We start from the raw sequence: 25,718 nt of genomic DNA on the forward strand, positions 1-25,718 counted from the left end.
GGCATTTGAAAGCGGTTACGCATAAAATGCGGCGAAAGAAGTACTCCCTTGTTATAGTCTAAAGCTATATTCAAGGAGGCGATAGACATGAGTAACAAGAAACGTTATGTATTAGTTGGAACCGGCGGCCGCGCCGAATTTTTTTATGGTGCTCTAACCCGGGATTACAGGGATACTTCCGAGCTTGTCGGCTTTTGTGATATAAATCAAGTCCGTATGAATTACGCGAATCAATTACTGAAGGAAAAGTACGATTATCCCGAGGTACCCACCTATCCTGCGGATCAGTTTGATCAGATGATTGAGAACGAGAAGCCTGACTATGTCATCGTAACGAGCGTTGACCGCACCCATCACAAGTACATCATTCGCGCGATGGAACTTGGTTGTGACGTTGTCACCGAGAAACCGATGACGATCGATGAGGAGAAATGCCAGGACATTCTGGATGCAGTCAAGCGCACTGGCCAGAACGTCAGAGTTACCTTTAACTACCGTTATGCGCCGCACCATACGAAGATTCGGGAACTTATTCTGAATGATACCATCGGAAAAGTCACGTCCGTTCACTTTGAATGGCTGCTGAATACCCGCCACGGCGCAGATTATTTCCGCCGTTGGCATCGGGACAAGCGTAATAGCGGCGGACTGCTCGTTCACAAATCCACCCATCACTTCGATTTGGTGAATTTCTGGATTGGTTCGCAACCGGATACCGTGTTTGCATTTGGTGATCTGATGTATTACGGGAGAGAAAACGCAGAAGAACGCGGTGTAACGCAGTTCTACAATCGAGCAACTGGCAACCCGATCGCAAAGGATGATCCTTTTGCACTGCATTTGGATTCAGACGCACATATGAAGTCCATGTATCTGGATGCCGAATCAGAAGATGGTTATCAGCGGGATCAGAGTGTATTTGGGGATGGCATCAACATTGAGGATACGATGGGTGTTCTTGTGAAGTATCGGAACAAAGCGATTCTGACCTACTCTCTCGTTGCCTACCAGCCATGGGAAGGTTACCGCATTGCCATTAATGGCACCAAAGGCCGGATTGAAATGAACATTGTGGAGCAATCCTATGTCAATTCATTGGGTGACAAAAGTAAAGAAGGTGCATTGATCGGTAAAACATTGCGGGTTCTCCCGATGTTCGATGCGCCATATGAGGTTGAAGTGGAAGAAAAAGCAGGTGGACATGGCGGAGGTGACCCGGTTCTGCTGAATGATCTGTTTGGAGAGCCTGTAGAAGATCCGTTCCATCGTGCTGCTAACCACGTGGACGGAGCCAGATCCATTCTGACTGGGATTGCGGCCAATCGTGCCATTGCCACAGGCTTGCCTGTCAACGTCAATAATCTGGTTCGTTTCTAAGTCTCCCAGGTCTTCACTACATTATTAATTTTTTAAAGGCTGCGCATATCACGCAGTCTTTTTTATATTTTTATAATTAACCTGCACACAAGTTGACTCGGTAGAAGGAGGAAATCCATGTTCTTCTCTTTAAAAAACCGCCTGATTGCCTTTATCGTTGTCCTGTTTGTCCTCGCTTTTGGTACACTTTCCTACCTGCTCTTCAAGGAATCACGCACGGTCATTCGCTCTTACATCGAATCCTCTGCTCTTGAGAAAATGGAGGAGTACGGTTCATACGTAGACATGGTGCAGATGCAGATCTATGATGCCGCTTCTCTTGTTTTCAATAGTGATATGGGCAAAAACTGGGATAACGCGATCGGTGATCCGAACCTTCCCGAAGGAGAAAAGATGCTGGTCAACCTTGCGATGAGCCGTTTTCTCACTCAGGCAACCAACAGTTACACCAGTATCTCGGATGTATCCATCTATCGACGGAATGGACTGCGAATTGGCAGCGAGAATCAGGTGACATATGACCCTGCCTTTGTACAAGAATCCTGGTATACAAATTTCTACACGTTGGGGGAACGCTGGTTACCTGCACACACCGATCAACATGAACGTGTCAGAGATCATGGTAACCCGGTGGTCAGTCTGCTGATGCCTATTGGCACCTTTCATCATGCTACAGCGCAGAATGTTATGAAGGTGAATGTCAGTGAATCCTATTTTCTGGAACCGCTCCGGCGCATCCATCTGGCGGAGAATAGCACTATTTTTCTACTGGGTGAGCAAGGGAATCCCATTCTTTCACAGCAGGTAGACGCGTTAGGTGCTGTAGCTACGGCAGAGATCGATCGGTTTCGAAACAGCCCGCTCAAATCTGGTGTGGCATACCTCACCAACCATGAAGGACAGCGAGACATCCTTGTTTTCAAGAAACTGGGGCGTACCGGCTGGATGTTGGCGGGTCTGGCACCTGAAGAGGAAATGTATCTCTCTCTCCATAAGCTCCAAAGCACAATTGTGGTGGTAACGATTGCCCTGATTCTGGTCTCCCTCTTGGCTGCTGCATGGTTATCCCACGGCGTAACCAAACCTTTGACCAGACTGGTACTGGCGATGAGACAGGTTCAACGAGGTGCTTTTGACCAAGCGGATTCACTTCTGCCTCCAGATAAAAATGTAAAGAGCGAGATCAGTTATGTCATCTTTACCTTCCGTTATATGATCAGTCAGCTGCGGCAGCATATCCAGAATGAATTTGAACTGAAACTTCTTCGCCAGCAAGCAGAGTACAAGGCACTTCTCATACAGATTAATCCTCATTTTATGTTTAATACCCTGGAGCTGGTAAGCAGTCTTGCCATTCAGCGCCGAACGGATGATACGGTTCAGGTCATTGAGGATTTGGGTAAAATGATGCGCTTTTCTATCAACACCAATGACGACCGTGTTCCCCTAACCGAAGAGCTGGATTATGTGCAGCGTTATATCTCCATTTTGCAGACTCGTTTCGGTCATAAGCTCGACATTTCGGTAACGTTAGAAGGCACACTGAAGTCCATGGTCATCATCAAGTTTATTCTTCAACCACTTATTGAAAATGCAGTGAAATACAGCTTCCAGCATCAGACGACAGCTCAGGTACAAATACGGATCAACCGGATCTATGATCGTCTGCACATCAGCGTTTCAGACAACGGACCGGGTATTCCAGCAGAAATTATCCAAAAGTTGCAACATCCGGTTGCTCCCTCCTCATTGGAATCCATATTGCATAATGAAGGCTGGCATATTGGACTGGGCAATGTTATTGCTCGTTGCCGTCTGCATTATGGTGGCTTGTTCACGGTCCACATGGAGAACGTTGAAAACGGAGGCGCATGTATTGAACTGATTCTACCCGTACAGGAGGAATATGATGTACAACGTATTAATCGCAGATGACGAGATCGAAGTTCGCGAAGGGTTGAAATTGAAAGTCGATTGGCATGGCATGGGCTTTGCCATAATAGGAGAAGCCTCTAACGGGATCGAAGCGGATGAACTTTTGAAATCTGAACATTTTGACTTGCTGATTACCGATATGAATATGCCTGTCATGGATGGCATCAGACTATTGGATGTCTGCCGCAGTTATAACCCTTCCATTCAGATTATCATTATCACGGGTTATGAGGATTTTCAATATGCCAGAGCGGGGGTCCGCAGCCAAGTGATGGATTATTTACTGAAACCTGTAACCCGGGATGAATTGAAAGCCACATTAGGCAAAATCAAAGCGGATCTGGATGAACAACGTAAAGTTCGAGGTGACTCTGAATTGCTGCAATGGCGACTCTCTCAGTATTACCGGGAAATGAAGGAACGTTTCCTTCTTGATCTCGTCAAAGGCAATCGCCTACCGCCTTCCTCCATGCCAGAACGACTCCGATTGTTCCATCTCGAATCATGGCAGGATCAGAAGGTCTGTTTCATCACCGCCAGTATAAGTCACTCGGACAAGCCGGATATTCGAAAAGATCGATTACCCGAGCAGATGCATCTTCCTTTCGAGATGGTATGTTATGAAATCGCCCAGTCTGATTCAGACAATGTCCAGGTTTTTCATGATTCGGCACACGCAGGCATCATGCATTTCATGGTACAAGATGGTATGCAGCATGAATTCATCCAACAGCTCACGGAACATACGGCATCCGTTTTTTCCATGGGACTCAAGATTGGGATGGGACTTTCTGTATCCGGACTTGAGCACTGGAAAGAAGGTTATATCCATTCCCTTTTGGCATGGAATTCAGCTGAACGGGCTGTCAGCGGGCCTAACACTCAGCCAGGAACGGACTATAGTCCATTACTACCTGAAGAAACGACACGCAAGCTGCATCGTTGCCTCATTCGAGGGGAATTGGACTCCTTCCGCAGCATCATCCACAAGGAACTTCACGAGGCATTCCAGCTTTCTCCCTCCCGAATGACGCGAAGTATTTTTCAAATTTCACTGTTGATGGATTTTCCTATAGCCCCGGAATGGATACTGTGGCTTAAGACGCCAGATCAAGCAGAACGCTTATTAATGCAATGGGCTCAAGACTTCCTGGGTCGACAACTTCCTTCGGAAAATGGGGATGGGACGGTTATAGAGTTAGCCAAGCGATATATCGAAGAGAATTACATGCAGGAGCTCACGTTGACGTTACTCGCTGAACGATTCAACTATTACCCTACCTATTTCTCCGAATTGTTTAAGGAAGGGGCAGGTACCTCTTTTGTTCAATATGTGACGGGCGTTCGGATGAATCATGCCTTGCAACTGCTGAAGGATACCCAATTAACCGTATGGGATATTACTGAGCTGACAGGTTTCAGTTCGCCAAGTTATTTCAGTTCGAAATTCAAAAGAATGTTCAACTTGAGTCCTTCAGAATATCGCTTGCAGCATTCCGAAAAAATCGATAGCCATGATCCGAAGAAATAAGATTCAAGCTTCTCCCCTTCCCCGGTATGATGTGGTTACCAAGAGAACGCCGCATGTTGTAAGCGGATTCACAGTGGGTAACCATGAATTTTATCGATTCAGAAGGGAGGCACATGATGAAAAAACAGACCAAGCCCTTATACGGTCAGCAGAATACCACAGCCTACTTGTTTCTTCTGCCCTGGCTGATCGGACTCTTCTGTCTGACACTGGGACCAATGATTGCGTCCTTATACTTATCCATGACCAAATTCAATCTGCTGTCATCACCGACTTGGATCGGACTTAGCAACTATGTTCACATCTTTACCGAGGACGATACCTTTCGCAGGTCCCTGGGGCTGACATTTTATTATGTCTTTTTATCCGTTCCTCTAAGGCTTGCCTTTGCTCTACTGGTGGCAATGGCGCTGAACAAAGGAATTCGAGCCCTTGGCATCTACCGGACTGTATATTACATCCCCTCCCTCTTGGGCGGCAGCGTCGCTATTGCAATCGTCTGGCGGCAACTTTTTGAGGGGAACGGACTGGTCAACCAGTTTTTAAGCTGGTTTGGTATCTCAGGTCCATCCTGGATTGCGCATCCGGATTATGTGGTCTATACCATCATCACACTATCCGTCTGGCAATTCGGGTCTGCCATGGTCATCTTTCTTGCTGGCCTGAAACAGATCCCGGCAGACTTATATGAAGCGTCCGATGTCGATGGAGCGGGAAAGATACGTCAATTTTTCGGAATTACACTGCCCATGCTCTCCCCCGTTATCTTTTTTAACCTGATCATGAGCATGATCAATTCATTCCAGGCGTTTACACCCGCTTACGTGATTGGAGATGGCCGCGGGGGTCCACTCGACGCAACAATGTTCTATACCTTGTATCTGTATCTAAAAGGTTTCTCGTTCTTTGATATGGGTTATGCTTCGGCTCTGGCTTGGATCATGTTGGTCATTATCGGGGTATTCACCGCAATCGTCTTTGTTACATCCCGATTTTGGGTGTTTTACGGGGACAATCAGGAGGGGAGGTAGTGCATATGCCAATCAAACGACAACTGGTTCAGGCCGGGAGGCATGCCGCCATTATACTCTTCGGTCTGCTCATGTTATATCCAGTACTATGGTTGATTCTCAGTTCGTTTAAACCGAACCATCTCATTTTCACCAGTGGAAGTCTATTCCCAACCAGTTTCACGCTGGAGCACTATATTAATGGCTGGAAAGGTCTGCAGGGCATCTCCTTCGGCCGTTTTTTCGGCAACTCCGTTTTGATCTCAGTCATGAGTGTGCTTGGTAATGTGATCTCCTGTTCCCTTGCAGCCTTTGCTTTCTCCAGATTGAAGTTCAGATTCAAAGGCCTGTGGTTCAGCATGATGTTGATCACGATTATGTTGCCTTACCATGTTACTCTGGTGCCACAGTACATTCTCTATAATGAGCTTCAATGGATTAATACGTATTTCCCATTGATTCTGCCTAAATGGCTTGCGCAGGATTCCTTCTTCATCTTGCTTATGGTTCAATTCATACGCGGTATACCGCGGGAGCTGGACGAGAGTGCAACCATTGACGGCTGTGGGCAATCACAGATCTTTTTCCGAATCGTAGTGCCTCTGCTCGTTCCGGCACTGATTACAACAGCGATATTCACCTTCCTGTGGAGCTGGGATGACTTTTTCAGTCAGATGATCTATCTGAGCAAAATTGATCTGTTCACCGTGCAACTGGGCATTCGCTCTCTCTTCGATCCGTCAGGACAATCCGATTGGGGCGCACTACTCGCCATGTCCACCCTGTCCCTGCTTCCCGTGACCATCATCTTTTTATTGTTTCAGCGATATTTCCTTGAGGGCATTGCAACAACAGGTCTGAAGTAACAACACGCTTCTCATATCAATAGACAGGGGGATTTATCATGTTCAAACGTTTCTTGATTGGTATGATTACTTCACTTTTGTTATTCGTAACAGCTTGCTCTGGAACAGACCATACAGGGGCTAATGATAATGCAGGCAATGGTAATGATAATGGAACTACCGAAGGCGGACAGGTCGAACTTCGCATCATGTGGTGGGGTGACCAGAAACGGGCAGATATTACGAATGAAGCCCTGAAGATCTTTCAGGCGAAACATCCGGATATTAAAATTTCAGGAGAATTTGCACCTTCCTCCGGATATTTCGACAAGCTGAATACCCAGCTGGCATCAGGTACAGCACCGGATATCTTTTTCCTCGGGGGAAATGTCGTTGATTATGCCAAAAAAGATGTCCTCCTTAACCTGGACCCGTATGTCGGAAACGAACTGAATCTGGATGGTATGGATGAAACGATGATCGAATACGGACGTCTCGACGGGAAGCTGCAACATATTTCTGCCGGTGCGAACGCACGAGGAATTATTGTTAACAAGGCACTCTTTGAGAAAGCCGGCGTGCCTTTGCCAGCTTCCGATTGGGACTGGGCGGACTATGCCACCATCAGCAAAGAGTTGTCCGACAAGCTCGGAGACGGCTTCTATGGAACGTACAATTTTACCGTCGACGGGATGGATATTTATCTAAAACAACGGGGTAAACAACTGTATGACATGAAAAATGGCACACTTGGATTCGCCAAGGAAGACATTCTGGAATGGTTCCAGTATTGGGAAAAGACTTCGGCATCCGGCGGTGTAGTCACACCGGAATTGCAGGTATCCAACCCGCATGATGATACCAGTAAATCCCTGTTGATCACAGGCAAAGCAGCCATGACTCTACTACCATCCAACCAACTCGCTGCATTCCAGAGCTTGACGGAAGATCCTTTGGTTCTTCTCCCTGTACCACGAGGTCCTAAGGGAACGGGTGTTGTATTTGAATCCAGTCAGGGATTATCAGGTTACGCGAATACCAAACATCCGAAGGAAGTGGCAATGTTAATGGACTTCTGGATTCATGATCCGGAAGCAGCCAAAATCCTCGGTAATGACCGCGGCGTGCCCGTTACGGAAGCCAATCGTACTCTTCTTCAGGAAGGTGCAGGCCCTGTGGAGGAGATTGTCTATAACTATACAAATCTTGTCTCTGAAGCTACGAAGACTGAACCTTTTGAGGTGAGTTACAATCCTCCGGGATTTGCAGAGTTCTCCAAGTTAGCTCAGACGACAAATCAAGAGATCGGATTTGGACGAAAAAGTGTAGAGCAAGCTGTCTCCGACTTCTATAACGGAACCGTTCGTATTTTTGAATCGAATCAATAACCAGAAACAGAATCTGTGAGGAGGAACATATGACAGAAGAGATACTGAATCGGCTGCGCAACATTTCGATTATGGATCAAGTTCAGCCCATTAAACCGGAAGATCAGCAGTTATTACAGGAATGGCATGCGTCGGGTATCCGGTTTGCAGCATCGGGCGGACGAATGGAAGCTACGTATTATGCGGCAGTGGAAAAATTGCTTGCCTGCATCCTGCCCATGGGAGACAGCGATCCCATTTTACAAGAAGGTGGCATCTATCTGGGGTGTTGGTTAGAGAGTACAGGGACCATCAATGCGGAGTTGCTGTCTCGCCTGCTTCCCTCCGTGTCCGAAACAACGTACCTCGCATTAGCCGAGCAGCAAAGAGATGATGGATTGCTTCCGTATAAACTTACGGCAAACGGGCCCTCTTTCCGGCAAATCCAGTTGGTCACTCCACTGGCACGCAGTGTATGGAACCACTATCAGCTTCATGACAATCATGGCAAGCAGTCGCCTTTCCTGAGCACCATGTACAAGGCTATGGTTCGTTACGATGAATGGATTGCACGAAACCGTAATACCCGAGGGACCGGCTGTGTAGAAGCTTTCAGTACGTTTGACACTGGACATGACTTATCCCCCCGATTCTGGCATGTTCCGGATACACCTTATATGAATGATGCTTCTGCCTACCACCCGGATTCTCCGAGTCTGCCTTTTCTGGCACCAGATCTGACTGCCAATATCTATTGTCAGCGCATGTATCTGTCCCGCATGGCTGAGGAGTTGGAGGAGTCGGGAACGGATTGGAAAGCCAAAGCCGAGTCCAGCCTGGAACGTCTCTTCCGTTATTGTTACGACGAACAGGATATGTTCTTCTATGATCGGGATCGCAATGACGAATTCGTCAGAGTGCAATCCGATGTGCTGCTCCGCGTGATGGCCTGCGAGGTGGGCAACCGTGAATTGTTCGATAATCTACTGCGTCGGTACTTGTTGAATACAAGCAAGTTTTTCGCAAAATACCCATTTACATCAATTTCAATGGATGATCCCAGATTTGATCCCTTTTCCTCCTATAACAGCTGGGGAGGGACATCCAATTTTCTGAGTCTGATTCGGGCACCACACGCATTTGAGTATCATCATCGATATGTGGAGCTAACCTGGGTAATGCAGCCTATCTTGTCCGCTCTATCCAAAGATAAGCGTTTTGGTCAGGTACTCAGCCCATGGACCGGCGAACAAGGTTTTACCGAGACATACTCCCCTTCCATCCTCTGTCTTCTCGATTATGTGGAGCGATTATGTGGAATTATGCCTGTTGGATCGAATCAGCTCTGGTTTACCGGTCTACTCCCTATCGATATGGATCATGGCGAGGTCGTATCTGGCAACACGGCTTATAGCCGAAAAGTCAACGGAGTAGGATATGAATTGGTCAACACCCCTGATAGCATGACGGTATATCTGGAAGGCAAGGTTCATCTGGATGGCCCGTCGGGGATTCGACTGGTGACGGATCATAGTGGACATCTGGAAGGCGTTATTGGAATGAGCGTCCGCACCGTCGAGGGAGAGCTTTACTATCAAGGAGAGCGTATTCCGATTCAGATCAAAGGAAATGAAATGCAGCGTTATGCTGATGGAAATTTGAAAACTGAACGCGATATTGGCATCATCTATCCTACGTATCGTTAATTGTTTGTATGCAAAAAAGCGCAAGTTGCAGAGGTTTACTGCCCCTGTACTTGCGCTTTTCCCCTTTTGCGCGTTTACATTTCTTATTTATAAGGACACAAGATAGAAATTGACTGCCACTGCGGAAATCATTCTCTCTCTGGTTACAAGGAGATGAGTTTCGACTTACATCTTCCGGTTCCACGCCGGATGACGATAAAATTCAATCGTATCAATATAATTTACCGTGAACTGCTGTTCCACATCCGACAAGTTCAACAGTTTACGGTCGATTTGCTTCATCCCCATGACCACATCGTGCCTTAGCAGGTCCATCGCAATTTTGCCTACAAACCCGCCTTCCATCTCCTTATGCTTGGCACGGAACTCTTCATTGTAGATCAGTTCAGGTGTGAATGCCGCTTCAACGAATGCATTAACGAGTGTAAGCTCATTACCATCCATCTGTACTGCCAGATAATAATTGCCACGCTCATCCTGAATGAGGTCTTTATACATCTTTACGATCATTTGAATCACTCCTCTATTATAAAATGAAACTCCGTTAGCCGTAACGAACATGGGCTATCAAACGTACACCTTCCTACCCCGTTCCTTCATATACTAGGTACAAATGGCGAACGGAGGAATACTTATGAGCTGGCAGCATCTCCATACTGGAAAAACACTTCAGCAGCGCCTGGCACAACTCCAGGGGCACCTTGCAGAACTGAATACTCCACTCTCCGGGTTGGAACCGGGACGTATTCGTCGTGTCTATCCAAGGCAGTTTATCAAAGTAAACCGTCAGTTATTCATTCCTCTCAGTCTGAACTCCATTCGGGTATTTGATATTCCTCGAACGCGGCGAGGCGTCAGAGTGGGAATCCGCACGACTTTCCCTTCCAGGAATGCATTTAACAATATCAGACTTGTGGGCGTGGGACTGGATTATCTTGAACTTCAGGGAAAAGGCAGAGTCCCTTCCCGTATTTTATTTCCTCTTTCCAGCATCGAGTCGATCTATCGGCCAACCGCCGGAAGAAAAAAACTGAAACGGCCGTGTACCCGGAAGTAAAGCTGGTTCTTTTCGCAAGCCATACAATGGTTCCCAAATGTCTGCATACGGGTGCTCCCTTCCAATATATAATTATAACCCATGCAACCACTCATCTGCTGAAGAATCATTTTATGTCAAAAAGCGGTGAGAACAGAACTGCTTCTGTATCTCACCGCTCAGCCAGTTACGGATCAAGCTGACCCTTCATGTGTACATCAGATTCCTGTCCATACATCCTTGGCATAACGACCTTCCTGCTGAAGCTGATTGAGCCAATCTTCTGCTTCCTTCGCGGACTTGCCATGAATATCAGCGTATGCCTGCTGGAGTGTAGCTTCCACATCAGGTGCCATCTTGCTGCCATCACCACAGATATACAGATGCGCACCCTCTTCAAACAAAGGAATCAGATGCTGAGCATCGTCTCTCATCAGATGCTGTACATAACATTTCTCCTCCCCGTTTACACGGGAGAAGGCCGTATGAAGCTTCACAAGCCCTTCTTGCTGGGCTGCTTGCAATTCATTTTTGTACAGATAATCATGCTCGGGATTCCGGCACCCAAAGTACAGGTGGGCTTCGCCAACCTCTTGACCTTGTTCCTTCAATACATGCCTTGCCTGCAAGAAACCTCGGAATGGAGCAACACCTGTACCCGGGCCTACCATGATGACGGGAACCTGTGTATCCTCCGGCAGTTGAAACCCGGATTCCGGTGTCCGCGTGAACATCACGATCTCGTCACCCGACTTCAGGTTAGCCAGATAGTTGGACGCAATACCTCTGTATTCTCCCTGTCCACTCCATGCCGGGGCACGCACAACACTGACCGTAATACTCGCTTGATCGGGTTGCACACGCGGTGAACTGGAGATCGAATAATATCTGGCTTTTAATGAAGGCAGTAATTCAAGGAAACGCTCAAACGGCAGTTCACATGCCTCATATTTCACCAGATAATCCAGCATGGAGATCCGTTTATTCCGCACTTCATCCATATACACAGATTCATCAAGCAGCGCTTCAAGTTCCTTCTTATGCGGTGGACATACGGTGTATGCTGCCATTTCTCTCAACTGCGCACGAGTTGCCGCCTCCTGAAGCTCGACGCTATGACTGAGCAGATCATACAGGTTAACCGGTTGATGCAGTGGTAGATGTGCGGCACTCCGACCGGATGCATCCAGAACCAGATGCTCAGTACCGGTAAACCCGTATCGACGAAGTACACGTTCCACAAGTTCCGGTGGATTCTGCGGCAGAATGCCCAGGTGATCCCCTTCCTTGTAGGTTATGCCTTCAGGCAATTTAATCTCCAGGTGACGTGTGCTGCGTTCACTGCCCGCGTCGTGAAGCTCCCTGTTCTCGAGCACTTCTGCCACATGAGCATCATACGTATCCGCAAGCGGTGTTACTGCGAGCCCACTGACAAATTGTACAGATAGTGAACTGCGTTCGCTATTGGAGCTTGTGTTTAGCTTCAGTCCCATTGTTCGTGCGAGATCAGGCCATAATTGCTCTGTCCAATCCCCCACCTGTTTCTCGAAATCTCCGCTAGCATCTGACTCACCCAGCGGTGATAACCGCTCTGCTCCTCTGGAAGATAACTGTTCATCGATTAGACGCGGAATACGCTGATAGGTGCTGGCCCAGTTGTGGTCACCACATCCAAGAACGGCGAAACGCACCCCTTTGAATTCATTGGCATCGGCGTGTTCAATCCACTCGACAAACATCTTGGCATTACTTGGCGGCTGACCGTTATAGGATGCACTGACAATAATGACGGCACCATCCTTTGGCAGTTTGCCAACACGATCATCCAGCGCAGCGACCTCACTGCGGAAACCCTGGTATCTGGCGGTATCCGCAATTTCACGTGCAATGCCTTCGGCTGTACCCAGATTGGAACCGTACAGAACAAGCATCGGTGTGTGGTGGGCATTCGCTGCATCCGGCTCCGTTCTTTTGGCAACCGGCTTCGGTTCTTCGACCGCTACACCTGGAACGGCCATGACTGGCTGCCCCCCACGCGCACGTACACGAATGGTGAAGTTATCCGGTTTGAGCGTCAGCGTTTCTTTCACCTTTAACTGATAATCAGAATGATCGATGAAGTCAAAATGCTTCAGCACCATGCCCAGTACCAGCGTTGCTTCCTGAAGTGCAAACTGCTGACCAATGCAGGCCCGTTGGCCGTTACCAAAAGGTTTATAGGCATCATGCGGCACTTTGCTCGGATCTTCGAACCGTTCCGGACGGAATTCCTCTACGTCGTCTCCCCAGGCTTCGCGGTCGCGATGCAGCTTGGGAATAAGTACACTGACGCTGTCTCCTTTTTGCAAAGGATATTGACCCGCAAGTACCGTGTCCTCTTTTGCATACAGGGAAAATGCCGGGGCCGTTGGCCATAACCGCAATGCTTCGTTCAAAACCATGCGGACGTACTTCAGATTGCGAACCTGGTTGTACGTGGGAACCGGATCTTTCAGAATCTGATCCACCTCAGCTTGGGCTTTAGCCAGCGTATCCGGATTCTTCATCAGATAATAAACGGCGAAGGATAACAGTCCACTTGTGGTCTCATGTCCAGCAATCAGGAATGTAATAATCTGATAACGGATGTTCTCATCATCCAGCGTTTCTCCTGTCTCCGGGTCCTTGCCGCTGAGCATGTGGGACAACAGATCATCTGCGCCTTCCTGCGGTTTCTCTTTACGCTCGGCAATAATGTGATCCACCAAAGAGAACATGGAACGGATATCCTGTTCAAACTGTTTCTTTTTGGTGATCATCAGCTTGTCTTGCAGACGCAGTCGCTGCAATGAACTCATGGATTCATCCAATGCACGGACCATACTCGTAATGAATGGATGTGGTTCTTCCCGGTAGAAGCTATTAAACCGATAGTTGAACCCACAGAGTCCAATCGTGTCGAGCGTAAGACGTGTCATATCATCCGGAACGTTAACCGTCTCATCCGGGTTCAATCGTGACCATTTCTGAACCAGCTGCACAGCCAGATCAATCATTTTGTTGTGATATCCCTGCATGGCACGTTGACTGAAACTTGGCAGCAGTACGTTATGGGCTTTTTTCCAATTCGGCTCCTCGGTCCAACTCGTAAATAGCCCATCTCCTGCAAAAGCACGAACCTTTGCAAGGGGTGCCCACACACGTTTGTCGAATTTGGATTCATCCGTTACCTCGGCGACCAGTTTGTGACCGGAAATATACAATTCACTTCGCCCGGGGTACTCCATACGAAAGATCGGTCCATATTCTTCAGCCAGTTTCACCAGGGACTGCACCGGCTCTTCAAAGTTTAATTGCGGCAAATTGCCCAGTGGGCCAAATGTTTTCGGTTGAGGCACTGAAATTGGTGGCATACACTCACTCCTTTTTTCCAAGTTAAGAGTTCTACAACTACAAAATAATGACTTGATTTACAGACGCGATACACTTGCTCTTCAGATCAACAGATTCAAGTTATTTTTTGCACATTTTCATATTTCATCCAGATAACGATAAAACCAACAAAGAACTAACTGACTGAAATGGTATATTGGTCATTTTTGATTAAAAAAAATGGAGGACTTCGTTATCTTCTTTTACCCTAACATTTCCAGTTCCAATCTTCAACAGTCCCAAAGTCATAGGACCTCAGGACAGGGATTAAGGTATACTTATGATTTCTTTAACAGAAACTGAATAGCCGACTCCATCTCTAATGGAGCAACTGTCGTTTCATAACGGCCATGGACGTTCCCACTGCGGTCAATCAGGAATTTGGTGAAATTCCATTTGATCCCGTCCCCTTGATACAATTCTGGATGCTTCTCCTTCACAAAGGTGTCCATCCACTGTCCTTCCTTCGTGTCCAGATCATAACCTTGAAATGGCGCTTCTTCAATCAGATAACGGAACAAAGGATGCATGAATTGCCCAACGACCTCAACCTTCTCGAGGATCAGAAAGGAGATCTGAAACTGACTCCTGCAATACTCGGCAATCTCAAAGCTACTGCCAGGTTCTTTGTCGTTAAACTGATTACAAGGGAACGCCAGAATCTCCAGCCCCTGATCACCATATTTCTCATACATCTGCTGAAGTTCACTGAATTGCCGGGAGTAGCTGCACCGACTTGCTGTATTCACAATAAGCAGAACCTTCCCTTTAAAAGCAGCAAAATCACCGTTGTGTGCCTCCATAAACGGAACTTGGTAAGAAAATATACTCATCTGTATTCATCCTCCTCTTTCACTTTTGTATCTCATATGAATTCTATCTTGAGATGGATTATACACCTCCATTATTAATAGGTAAAATATATAATTAATATAGTTTTAATAGTTTTTAACTATAGTAAACCAAATAAAAAACTGCCCTCAGCATTCAAATACTGCATCTTGGACAGTTATTAAAATCATGATTTGACATCACGCTTAGCACACCGTTAACCCATGATTAAACCATATACAATCCCTGGTCCGTGTACGCCAATGGTTAAATCATTTTCAATATCGGAAGAGCGGCTTGGCCCTGAAATAAAGTGGATACCTGCCGGAAGATTCTCTCTTCCCGCTTCGTCAAATCGATCCAGCGTCTCACCCAGTCTGGTGTACAGTCGATCCACTGGAATAATGATGATGAGTACCGTAGGCAACAGACTAACCGAGCGACCTTTTTCCGGTGAAGAAAGTACAGTAACCGAGCCTGTGTATGCTGTCGCATAATCCGCCATTACCACACCGATATCAGCCTCAGCTGCACGAGCCCTCCAGTTCTCATCCGCCTGACTATTCCAGACTGAGATCTGCACATCCGTTAACTGCTCTTCCAATCCGAGATCCTTTAGCGCCTGTTCATTCTGACGAATGATATATTTGGCACTCAGCTCATGAGATTTGTTGGCTATAAATTGAGATACTTCTTCCATGTTCTGAACCCGGGCAATGTGGGCGCCTACACTTACAAAGTTATCAGTAAATGCTTGAATACGCTTCTCTTCATCCCATTCCAATTCAGTCCAAAAGTCGGGTGCTCCCCGAAAGGGTTGGGTCGGCGCTTGGCGTTGCCTTGGTCTTCTCAATTTCGAAGCAATGTCATTCATAAACTGCTCCTGTTTCTCAATGGACTTCTTCTCCAATTGTGCAAGCCATTGCTGATGTTCAGTGACCATGCTTCTTCCCCTCCCCTTCTTCTCGTTCACGAATAATCTGCTCCATACGGCTGCGAACGGAAGAATCCATGGCTTGTTGCTCCTCGTTCAGTTCCTGATCCAGCTTGTTCCATTGCTGCCGGAAGGATTTCTTGGCGAGACTTGGCGCAACCCGATAATTGTTCCAGCCTTTGAGTGGACCCAGCTTGAGAGTAATGCCGTTGTTGCGTACAACTGCCTTCTGCCCGATCTGTCCCAGACGTATGGCCGCACTGAAACGTTTGGAATTGGATACAACGGCAGCAAATCCCTTCATGCCCATGCTTTCCATTTTGTTTCCATGGCCATCTTCCACTTTACGCCTGCGTAGATAAACGAGCATATCATGCAATGGAATTTTAACTGGACATGCTTCATAACAGGCTCCGCACAGACTCGAAGCACCCGCAATATCGTTCCATTCATCAATGTTGCCATTGAGTGCAGGTGTCAGTACCGCGCCAATCGGACCACTATAGGTGCCGCCATAGGCATGACCTCCAATATGACGATATACCGGGCAAGCATTCAGACAAGCACCACAGCGAATACAATTCAGCAACTCCTGGAATTCAGGATCACCGAGCTGTAAGGATCGACCGTTGTCCACGATAATAATGTGCATTTCATCGGGTCCATCTCCATCCGTTGTGCGGCGAGGACCTGTGATGCCTGACATGTACATCGTTAGTTTCTGACCTGTTGCGGAGCGTGGCAACAAGGTTGCCATGACCTCCAGATCCGTCCACGAGGGGATGATCCGCTCCATGCCCATCAGTGTAATCTGCGTTTTTGGAACAGTGGATACCATACGGGCATTACCTTCATTTTCGAACAAAACCATGGAACCTGTCTCTGCAATCGCAAAATTGCAGCCGGTCATGCCGATATCTGCTTCAAGGAATTTCTCGCGCAGCTTTTTGCGAACAAATCCGGCAAGTACCGTTGTGTCCGGCTCCAGAATTTCACCCGCTTCCTTCGATAACAACTCTGCAATCTGATAGCGGTTCTTATGGATGGCTGGAATGACAATATGAGATGGGGCCTCGCCTGCCAACTGTATGATGTATTCACCCAGGTCGGTCTCGATGGCTTCAATGCCCGCCGACTCCAGCACATGATTCAGATGTACTTCCTCCGACACCATCGATTTGGACTTTACCACTGTAGACGCCTGCTTGTGAGCCGCAATATCCAGCGCAATAGCCGCTGCTTCCACCGATGTATCTGCAAAATGAATATGAACCCCGTTCGCACGGGCATTATTCACAAATTCATTCAGATAATAATCAAGATACGCAATCGTATGCAGACGAATCTGACGGCCACGCTCCCGCCATTCATCCCAATTTCCATGTTCTTCTGAGGCAGACTTCTTTCCGTTACGCAATCGTTCTGTCGTGAATTTGACTGCTTTACGCAGAAAATCATCATTCAAGGCCAGTCCGGCACGTTCTTTGACCGTAGTATCCATCACTCCCGGTTGGCTCATCCTGTTCGCACCCCCTCATACAGTAGTTCCGCCAGATGCATCACACGCACCGGTTCATTCCGATAACGCAGATTACCTGCGATATTCATCAGACAGGCCATGTCCAGACCAACCAGCACTTCAGCTTGTGTCTCTTTGACATGATCAACCTTCTCCGTCACCATCGCTCCCGAAATATCAGACATTTTAATGGCAAACGTACCCCCAAACCCGCAGCAGTCCTCAGCAAACGGCAGTGGAACCAATTCCAGTCCCTTTACTTGGGATAACAATGCCATCGGTTCATCCTTTACACCCAGCAGACGACTGCCATGGCAGGATGGATGATAGGTTACTTTGTGTGGAAAATGTGCGCCCAGATCGGTTATCCCGAGTACCTGAACGAGGAATTGAGTAAACTCATAGGCTTTCGCTTCCAATCGTTTTGCCTTCTCCAGCCACACCGGTTCATCCGCGAACAGTTCGGGATAATGATGAATCATATACGTACACGATCCGGAAGGACATACCACAAAATCACTGTCGTCAAATGCTTCAAGAATCGTTTTGGCCGCTACCCGAGTCTCATCCCAGTACCCGCTATTGTAGGAAGGCTGACCGCAGCAGGTCTGAACCGGTGGAAAATCCAGCCGAACGCCATGAGCGGCGAGCAATCTGACCATGGCTTCCCCCACTCGGGGATAGATGGCATCGCTGAGGCAGGTAATGAATAAGGAGACCTTCATAATTACACGCTCCTATTAACTGATTAGTAGATGAATAACTAAAGAATATTTACACTGAACACTCCGATGACAGAATAACCTTCCGATCGCTGTTATCCCCAGATTTTTTAATTACTTTTTAAAGGATAAAATCCGGGGATAAAGGCGCACGCTTCGCTTCTTCAAGTTATTTCTGTCCTCTCCGTTTCGTGTAAATGTTTAGTTCAATTTATATTAATAAATTCAAAGCTTAAACTGTGATGATCTCGATGTCGTATCCGCTCAAACGTTCTGTCTGTTCAGCCTCCAATGGCTGATCGGTAACGATCTTATGGACTGCATTTAACCCGGATACCCGAGCAAAAGCACGGACACCAAATTTACTGGCATCTGCAAGTAAGATGACTTGATCGGATATGCCAACCATCTTCTGCTTCAGCCTTGCCTGGAGTTCATTGGATTCACTGATTCCGCCACCTTCGAGATGTACACCTTTGCACGACATGAACATTTTATCCACGTGATATGTTTCCAGAGAACGCTCCGCGAGCGGCCCAACAAAAGACAACGAGCGAGATGCCAACTGGCCCCCTGTTGAGATGACCTCAACCTTGTCACGGCTGCTAAGTTCAGTGGCGATTTGAATCGAGTTGGTTAAAACCGTCAGCGGGAAATCCGGCATGTTCGCTGCCATATAACCTGCCGTTGTGCTCGCATCCAACAGAATGCGATCACCCGGATTAATCATCGCCAGAGCCGCTTGTGCAATCCGCTTTTTCTCTTCCGCATGGGTTGTCTCCCTGATCCGGTAAGGGATCTCCGGTTGATCTTCCTTCACACTCACTGCACCACCGTGAGATCGGCGTAGTCGGCCTGCCTGTTCCAGCCGATCCAGGTCACGCCGTATGGTTTCCTCCGTCACCCGGCAGCGCTCACTAAGCTCGGATACACGCATACTGCCCTTTACATTCACCATCTCCACAATTCGGTCATACCGCTCGGCTGCCAGCATTTTACACCTCACTCCCCGCTTGTGAATTAGATGAAGCCGTCACACGCAGAAATCTGCCGTAAGCATCTTCCCAGATTGACCTGTCTTGCGGCTCATACGTAGTTACCGGAAATGAATCTCGAATGGCCTTACGGGCCTCCCAGATATCTTTAAAAGCTCCACTCGCCATCCATTGCACAGCCATATTCCCGATGGCACTTCCCTCTGCCGGACCTGCCCATACCGGCTTGCCAATGGAATTTGCAGTCCACTGACATAACAGGCGGTTCTGGATACCTCCTCCGACCATATGCAATCCGTTGAACGTCTGTCCCGATAATTGTTCCGTCCATTCCAGGACTCTCCTATACTTCAATGCCAGACTCTCCAGAATTGCCCGGGCAATAGCCCCCTGATTCTCTGGTATCACCTGCCCTGTATCACGGCAATACTGACGTATACGCGTCGTCATATCTCCTGCTGGCATAAACAGTTCATCATCCGGATCAAACAAACTGGCAAATGGAGGTGCCTGTTCAGCCTTTGCTAATAACGCATCATAGCTAATTCCCTGCCCTTGGCGGTCCCACTCTCGCATGCTTTCCTGCAAAATCCATAAGCCCATAATGTTCTTCAGCAGACGGAATGTTCCACCCGCCCCGCCTTCATTCGTGAAGTTCAAAGCCAGACTCTCGGCACTAATCGCAGGATGATCTATCTCCGTCCCCATCAGGGACCAGGTTCCACAGCTCAAGTAAGCAAATGAACGTTCCGTTGCAGGAACAGCCACAACGGCTGAACCCGTATCATGCTCCGCAACTGCGATCACAGGTATAGGAGAAAGACCAAGGTCGTTACAGATGCTGCTGCGCAACTGTCCAACACGGGTGCCTGGCATCACCACTTCACCAAAGAGTTTCTCCGAAATGCGAATATGCTTCAGCAACTCACCGTCCCATTGACCCTCCGATGGATTATATAATTGTGTTGTCGTGGCATTGGTGAACTCATTCACGGCTTCTCCCGTCAGGAAATATCGAAGCAGATCCGGAATCATGAGAAACCGCTCTGCTTCATGAAGAAGCGGAGAACCGCTACGTTGAAGGGTTGCCAACTGATACAGGGTATTAAAGCTAAGAAACTGAATCCCTGTACGTTCAAAGATTCGCTGAGAGCTCAGTTCTTGGCGTACCTGATCCATCATGCCGTTAAACTGTGTATCACGGTAATGATACGGGTTACCCAGAAGCTCACCATTACTGCCAAGCAGACCAAAATCAACGCCCCAGGAATCGATCCCCAGACTCTCTGGCTTTTCTCCTTGCTGTTTCACAAGAGTAAGCCCTTGCAACAATTCATGATGCAATCGCAGAATATCCCAGTGCATCCGCTCGCCAACCTTCACCGGTTCATTCTTGAACCGATGAATTTCGCTCGTTTCGATCCCACGATTATTCAGATGTCCCAGTAGCGCTCTCCCGCTCCCAGCGCCCAAATCATAAGCCAGCACACTCACCGTGCTTCACCAACCTTTCGAACCCATCCTATTTTCCAAATGGCATCTCTTATTTCAGTCCGTAATCCTGTACTTTATGCTGTATTTATTGTTTGTTTGTTTTTGTTTAATACTGTTTTACTTTATTTTACGAGTATATCACCATTGTAAGCGTTTGAATACCCTTCGGTTTTTCTTTCTTTTGGGTATACCAAAAACGACTCTCTCCCACTTGGGAGGAGCCGCAGTTCTTTTTTTACGTATAAAATTGACCTTTGTTTACTCCCGACTGGGGCTGTACATCTCTCTCAAAATGCTTGAAACGTGTCCCTTGATACGTCAGCATCCCTCGATCATGTTCAGCCAGCATGCCATAATGGTTTCCACCAACAATCAGTTCAATGCGCTCACCATTGTCAAATTCAAATGTAACATAATAACGGGTCGTTGCACTGCTATCCCCGCTGCCACCTGACACTTCCGTTCGTTTGGCCACCACCGTTGAGTGCAGGGTTAACAAGGCTGCCGCGTTATTTGATGCCGCTGAGCGTATGCCTGAAATAATAACAAAAACAATAACTCCTGCAATGATGAGAAATATCGCGCCAATGAAAATCGAAGCAAATGCATTCATTGTAGCAAACTCATTAAATCCCGAAAAAAAACCACCCTGATTGCCTTCAAAACCTGGTACTCCATTCATGTCGTCAAACACACCAAAGCCATCTACGCTTAATCGGCCCAGCGATGAGGACACGCTCGTTAACGCCATTCATCATCGTTCCTTTCCCCTTGCAAAAATAAGATGCACCGCCCCCCACGCAAGGAAGGCGGTGCATGCAGACAACCCGTTCTGCCTTGTCCGTATACTATATGAACCAGATCAGGAATACAGACGTTCAAGTTCGTCGACCAGACTACCGACATAAGCAACCGCAGAACGAATTGGTTCAGGTCCGGACATATCCACACCCGCAAGCTTCATTAACTCCTGTGGAGTGAGACTTCCACCAGCTTTGAGTGCATCAAGCCAGCGATCTACCGCAGGCTGTCCTTCTTCCCGAATCTTCTGTGCTGCCGCTGTGGAAGCCGTCAAACCTGCCGCATAGGTATATGGATATAGTCCCATATAATAATGAGGTTGTCTCATCCACGTGAGTTTGGCCCCTTCATCAATTACCAGATCAGGTCCCCAGAATTCAGAGAGGATGTCCCCTTTGAGCTGACTTAACGTCTTCGCCGTAATCGGCTCATCATTAGTTGCGAGTGCATATACCCTGCGCTGCAATTCACCTTCCAGTAGATGCGTAACGAAGTTATGGTAATACGTATTCAACAGTTGCAAAATAACCCAACGACGCATTCTCGGATTATCGGAACGCTTCAATAGATGATCTGCCAGCAGCATTTCATTCATGGTCGATGGTGCCTCAATGAAATAAAGCGATGGTCTTGTATTCGTGAGCCGTTGGTAACGTCCCGCAAGCATAAAGTGGCCTGCATGTCCCACTTCATGGGCAAGTGTAAATGCTCCGCGCATATTGTTCGCCCATGAGATCAAGATATAGGAGTGTGAACCATATATAGAGGAACAAAATGCCCCTGTGGATTTGCCTGCATTATCTGCGTAATCCACCCAGCGTTCACTGAATGCGCGCTCTACGATCTCGCCATACTCTGGCCCAAGCACATCAAGTGCTTCTCGGATGAGTGTGCACGCCTCATCATATGTAATGGCGGGACTAAATTCTGGATCAAGCGGAGCCTTCAGATCACAGAACATCAGCTTGTCCAGACCCAGCTCACGTTTCTTGAGAGCCGCCAGTCTGCGCATATGAGGTGCGAATTCCTGCTGGATAATATCCAGAATATTATTGTACATCTCTTTGCTCACTTGTTGTGGGCTGAGAAGCATATCTGTAACATCGTCGTAACCACGCAGCCTGGATAACACAACTTGTTTCTTCACTTCGGTTGCATAACCTTCTGCAAACGTATTTTTGTAATCATTTAATGTCGAGCTGAACGCAGCATAAGCAGAACGGCGCAGCTTGGTATCAGATGACATCTCATAATTATTTTCATAGAATGACCAAGACAGTGGCCGATTATTGTCTTCTCCATCGAGAGCATCGTCAAACGTCATGTCTGCCAGTTTACCGCGCAGATAGATACGGTATGGCGAATCCAGTACCTCTCCTAGTGAAGCGAGTACCTTCTCGGTCTCTGGGGTAAGCCGATGTGCTTTTTCTCGAATCAAACGCTCCAAACTCCGAGCATACGGCTCCAATCCCGGAAGTTCTTCAAGGTAACGTTCAACGGTTCCCTCCGGCAGATCAACGATCTCCGAATTGACAAAAGACAAGGACGACGACAGATTCGATAGGATATCTCCTGCTTTAGCTGAATTCTCAATATTGACCGGATTGGTGCTGTCCTCTGACTGCTTCAAGCGGGCATAAGAAGCCGTCTTGGCGATCCGCTCCTGCAAAGCTTCACGCGCATCCAGACAAGCCAGCAATTGTTCAGCGCCTTCGCCCAGACGTCCTTTGAACGTTTCGATCTGGACAGCAGCCAGTGGAAGTGATCGAAGCTCCTGCTCCCACTCTACATCGGTTACAAACAAGTCTTTCAGATCCCAAGTGGTTTCCGGGTTTACCTCAGCACGTGTACGTATTTTTTCCATCTTTAGTTGTCATCCTCCTTGCATTTTCCAATATCTCTCATCGTATCATAATACGCTTATCTATACATGACATCTGCGAACAATGAGACTTTTGGTATAGATTTATGGTAGAGCAGACAAACGGGTTACTCCATAATTACCCCGCTGGCAGAATAGCCTTTCGATCGCTGTTATCCCCGGATTTTTTGATTCACTTTTAAAAGGTGAAAATCCGGTGATAAAGGCGAACGCTTCGCTTCTTAGGTCTATTTCTGTCCTCTACGTTTCGTATAAACTATTGATCATGTGACCATGGTCTGAAAGTAACTAAAAAACCGCCAGGTTATGGAAGAATCCATCTACCCGGCGGTTCATTATAGAACTTACTTATTTAGTTTTCTTTCCAGATTACATTTTCGCCGTAATTTTTACCCCAGTTATACATCGCGTGCAGGACGGGCATCAGGCTCTGACCGTGATCTGTCAACGTATATTCCACCCGAGGGGGTACCTCTGCATACACCTTGCGCTCAATCAGTTTGTCTTCCTCCAGCTCACGAAGCTGGTTGGTCAGCATCTTCTGGGTAATATGAGGGATTAGGCGTTTCAGCTCACTAAAACGTTTGGTGCCTTCCAGACCCAAATGCCACAAAATGATCAGTTTCCATTTGCCACCGATCACCGCAAGGGTCAATTCCTTCTCACAGTTGATTTCTTTCAGATTAATCCGTTCCTTGACTTCGGCTGCCATGGCTCCGAGCCCCCTCATCTTCAATCTTATATCGCGTATATTACACATATCACGGGGACACTTCACACGAGGTAAGCTTTCCGCTCCATGCATGATGTAATAAGTACATTCATTCGATACAGCTATCTATTAATTCTACTACAGCCTGGTCGGGATGCAAAGTTTAACTGAAAATCACGGATAAAATCTATACAGATGAATGACTATGTATCGCAGAAAAGACCAGAACCCTTCATAATCAAAGGATTCCGGTCTTTCATCTATTCACTATTCCAGGTTCGCGTGGCGGCCAAACATATCCGCTCCGGTCATACCCTTCATTTCCATCATCGTAAGGATGAGAGCATCCATGCCGATTAACAGTCCCTGTTCAAACAGCGAGCCCATTGGCTGGATGGTTACTTCCGCTCCGGAAGTCGCTGTGTCCTCTTTGGCTGAAGCCGGAAGACGCACTACCGTAGTTGCCAATTGACCGATCGTGGACTCTGGCTTGATCGTAATCAGGCCGACAGGTGCACCAGCTTGACTAGCCTTTTGAGCCATCGCTACCAGACTGCCTGTCTCTCCTGAACCAGAGCACAGCAAGAGGAAATCCTTCGAGCTGATCCCAGGTGTTACGGTCTCGCCCACCACATATACACGAAGCCCCATCTGCATCAGTCTCATGGCAAAAGCCTTTCCCATAAGTCCTGACCGGCCTGCTCCTGCTACAAAAATCTGTTCCGCAGCCAGAATGTGTTCAGCCATCGCTTGCATCTCTGCATCGTCGATCTGGCTTAACGTACGTTCCAGCTCCTTCAAGATGTCCGCTGCGTATTGTGTTTTGCTCATTCGCTTACCCTTGTTTAACAAGACGTTGCATTTCAGCTGCAACTGCCGCTTTGTCGGCTTGTCCTGTGATACCGCCGCCTACAATAACCAGATCCGGTTGTGCTTTGATTACTTCTGGCAATGTTTCCAGCTTGATTCCACCAGCGACAGCCGTTTTAGCATTTTTCACAGCAGCTTTGATCGTTTGCAGATCTTCGAACGGGCTTTGTCCTTCAGCTTGCAGGTCATAACCTGTGTGTACACAGATGTAATCTACGCCAAGCGCATCAATTTCACGGGCACGTTGTTCAAGGTTAGGCACGTTGATCATGTCCACAAGAACTTGTTTGTTTTGTTTCTTCGCTTCTGCTACTGCACCTTTGATCGTACTGTCATTGGTTGCCCCAAGCACAGTGATCAGATCCGCACCAGCCTCAGCTGCTTTCATGATTTCATAACCGCCTGCGTCCATGATTTTAAGGTCTGCAAGAACTTGCAGATTAGGGAATGCTTCTTTCATCGCTTTTACCGCGTGCAAACCTTCATTAATAACGATTGGAGTACCAATCTCAACGATATCAATATATTGTTCAACCTCTTTAACCAGTGCGATACCTTCAGGGATATTTACCAAGTCGAGCGCCAATTGCAATTTCATCATTTATTTCTCCTTTGTTGTTCAAGTATGATTCGTTCCTGTAAAAATAATAATCAGATATTTAGCCTGCACCAATTTGTCTGTTCAGATGCATGCAGTGTTTGTTTTGGCTACTCACTCATTGTAGACCCTGACTATCCAT

21 protein-coding genes are annotated in these 25,718 nt (G+C 47.4%); 8 read left to right on the forward strand and 13 right to left on the reverse strand.

Going from position 1 to position 25,718, the window contains the following annotated elements; all coding sequences use genetic code 11:
- Positions 1–87: 87 nt before the first annotated feature.
- The 7 genes from FE296_RS31165 to FE296_RS31195 all read left to right on the forward strand — a co-directional run bounded on the left by FE296_RS31165 (position 88) and on the right by FE296_RS31195 (position 9,771).
- Entirely contained in the window at positions 88–1,377 is a 1,290-nt protein-coding gene (locus FE296_RS31165) for a Gfo/Idh/MocA family oxidoreductase (protein WP_124114233.1), read from the forward strand.
- 117 nt (positions 1,378–1,494) lie between these two features.
- The gene (locus tag FE296_RS31170; protein ID WP_124114232.1) at positions 1,495–3,312 is read left to right on the forward strand and encodes a sensor histidine kinase; all 1,818 of its coding nucleotides are present in this window, start codon (positions 1,495–1,497) and stop codon (positions 3,310–3,312) included.
- Positions 3,287–4,843, forward strand: coding sequence for a response regulator (locus FE296_RS31175; protein ID WP_150367554.1), 1,557 nt, complete (start codon positions 3,287–3,289; stop codon positions 4,841–4,843). The genes FE296_RS31170 and FE296_RS31175 overlap by 26 nt, the downstream gene beginning before the upstream one ends.
- Before the next feature lie 116 nt (positions 4,844–4,959).
- A complete protein-coding gene (locus FE296_RS31180; RefSeq protein WP_150367727.1) occupies positions 4,960–5,874 on the forward strand; it encodes a carbohydrate ABC transporter permease in 915 nt (304 codons plus the stop codon).
- 5 nt (positions 5,875–5,879) lie between these two features.
- The gene (locus tag FE296_RS31185) at positions 5,880–6,719 is read left to right on the forward strand and encodes a carbohydrate ABC transporter permease (RefSeq protein ID WP_091017729.1); all 840 of its coding nucleotides are present in this window, start codon (positions 5,880–5,882) and stop codon (positions 6,717–6,719) included.
- 38 nt (positions 6,720–6,757) lie between these two features.
- Positions 6,758–8,086: an ABC transporter substrate-binding protein gene (locus FE296_RS31190; RefSeq protein ID WP_150367555.1), complete on the forward strand. Its 1,329-nt coding sequence runs from the start codon at positions 6,758–6,760 to the stop codon at positions 8,084–8,086.
- A gap of 29 nt (positions 8,087–8,115) precedes the next feature.
- Positions 8,116–9,771 carry an MGH1-like glycoside hydrolase domain-containing protein gene (locus FE296_RS31195; protein ID WP_124114227.1) on the forward strand — a complete coding sequence of 552 codons (1,656 nt, stop codon included), beginning with the start codon at positions 8,116–8,118 and terminating at the stop codon, positions 9,769–9,771.
- A 165-nt stretch (positions 9,772–9,936) separates the two neighbouring features.
- Here the strand turns inward: FE296_RS31195 and FE296_RS31200 are convergent, their stop codons facing one another.
- Positions 9,937–10,281, reverse strand: coding sequence for a hypothetical protein (locus tag FE296_RS31200; RefSeq protein ID WP_150367556.1), 345 nt, complete (start codon positions 10,279–10,281; stop codon positions 9,937–9,939).
- Between the two features lie 124 nt (positions 10,282–10,405).
- Here FE296_RS31200 and FE296_RS31205 point away from each other — a divergent pair, with 124 nt between their 5' ends.
- Positions 10,406–10,828 carry a hypothetical protein gene (locus tag FE296_RS31205; protein WP_124114226.1) on the forward strand — a complete coding sequence of 141 codons (423 nt, stop codon included), beginning with the start codon at positions 10,406–10,408 and terminating at the stop codon, positions 10,826–10,828.
- Positions 10,829–11,025: 197 nt separating this feature from the next.
- Here the strand turns inward: FE296_RS31205 and FE296_RS31210 are convergent, their stop codons facing one another.
- The 12 genes from FE296_RS31210 to hxlA all read right to left on the reverse strand — a co-directional run bounded on the left by FE296_RS31210 (position 11,026) and on the right by hxlA (position 25,576).
- Positions 11,026–14,199 carry a bifunctional cytochrome P450/NADPH--P450 reductase gene (locus FE296_RS31210; protein WP_150367557.1) on the reverse strand — a complete coding sequence of 1,058 codons (3,174 nt, stop codon included), beginning with the start codon at positions 14,197–14,199 and terminating at the stop codon, positions 11,026–11,028.
- 297 nt (positions 14,200–14,496) lie between these two features.
- Positions 14,497–15,051, reverse strand: a complete 555-nt coding sequence (locus tag FE296_RS31215) for a glutathione peroxidase (protein ID WP_150367558.1) — start codon at positions 15,049–15,051, stop codon at positions 14,497–14,499.
- A 215-nt stretch (positions 15,052–15,266) separates the two neighbouring features.
- Entirely contained in the window at positions 15,267–15,992 is a 726-nt protein-coding gene (locus FE296_RS31220) for a LutC/YkgG family protein (RefSeq protein WP_150367559.1), read from the reverse strand.
- A complete protein-coding gene (locus FE296_RS31225) occupies positions 15,982–17,502 on the reverse strand; it encodes a LutB/LldF family L-lactate oxidation iron-sulfur protein (RefSeq protein WP_150367560.1) in 1,521 nt (506 codons plus the stop codon). Before FE296_RS31225 ends, FE296_RS31220 begins: the two co-directional genes overlap by 11 nt.
- Positions 17,499–18,227, reverse strand: coding sequence for a (Fe-S)-binding protein (locus tag FE296_RS31230; protein WP_017688927.1), 729 nt, complete (start codon positions 18,225–18,227; stop codon positions 17,499–17,501). Before FE296_RS31230 ends, FE296_RS31225 begins: the two co-directional genes overlap by 4 nt.
- A gap of 229 nt (positions 18,228–18,456) precedes the next feature.
- Positions 18,457–19,218: a DeoR/GlpR family DNA-binding transcription regulator gene (locus FE296_RS31235; RefSeq protein WP_150367561.1), complete on the reverse strand. Its 762-nt coding sequence runs from the start codon at positions 19,216–19,218 to the stop codon at positions 18,457–18,459.
- Between the two features lies 1 nt (position 19,219).
- The gene (locus FE296_RS31240; RefSeq protein WP_150367562.1) at positions 19,220–20,713 is read right to left on the reverse strand and encodes a rhamnulokinase; all 1,494 of its coding nucleotides are present in this window, start codon (positions 20,711–20,713) and stop codon (positions 19,220–19,222) included.
- Positions 20,714–20,948: 235 nt separating this feature from the next.
- Positions 20,949–21,464 (reverse strand): DUF2500 domain-containing protein, encoded by a 516-nt coding sequence (locus FE296_RS31245; RefSeq protein WP_223869109.1) that lies wholly within the window; start codon positions 21,462–21,464, stop codon positions 20,949–20,951.
- Positions 21,465–21,575: 111 nt separating this feature from the next.
- Positions 21,576–23,378 carry an oligoendopeptidase F gene (pepF, locus tag FE296_RS31250; protein ID WP_150367563.1) on the reverse strand — a complete coding sequence of 601 codons (1,803 nt, stop codon included), beginning with the start codon at positions 23,376–23,378 and terminating at the stop codon, positions 21,576–21,578.
- Between the two features lie 370 nt (positions 23,379–23,748).
- Positions 23,749–24,108: a winged helix-turn-helix transcriptional regulator gene (locus FE296_RS31255; protein ID WP_150367564.1), complete on the reverse strand. Its 360-nt coding sequence runs from the start codon at positions 24,106–24,108 to the stop codon at positions 23,749–23,751.
- A gap of 267 nt (positions 24,109–24,375) precedes the next feature.
- Positions 24,376–24,939 (reverse strand): 6-phospho-3-hexuloisomerase, encoded by a 564-nt coding sequence (hxlB, locus tag FE296_RS31260; protein WP_124114218.1) that lies wholly within the window; start codon positions 24,937–24,939, stop codon positions 24,376–24,378.
- Between the two features lie 4 nt (positions 24,940–24,943).
- Complete coding sequence (hxlA, locus tag FE296_RS31265) at positions 24,944–25,576, reverse strand: 3-hexulose-6-phosphate synthase (protein WP_036670570.1); 633 nt, start codon at positions 25,574–25,576, stop codon at positions 24,944–24,946.
- Between the last annotated feature and the right edge of the window lie 142 nt (positions 25,577–25,718).

Origin of the sequence: Paenibacillus sp. UASWS1643, from assembly GCF_008693195.1 — a bacterium.
Taxonomy (GTDB): Bacteria; Bacillota; Bacilli; order Paenibacillales; family Paenibacillaceae; genus Paenibacillus; species Paenibacillus amylolyticus_B.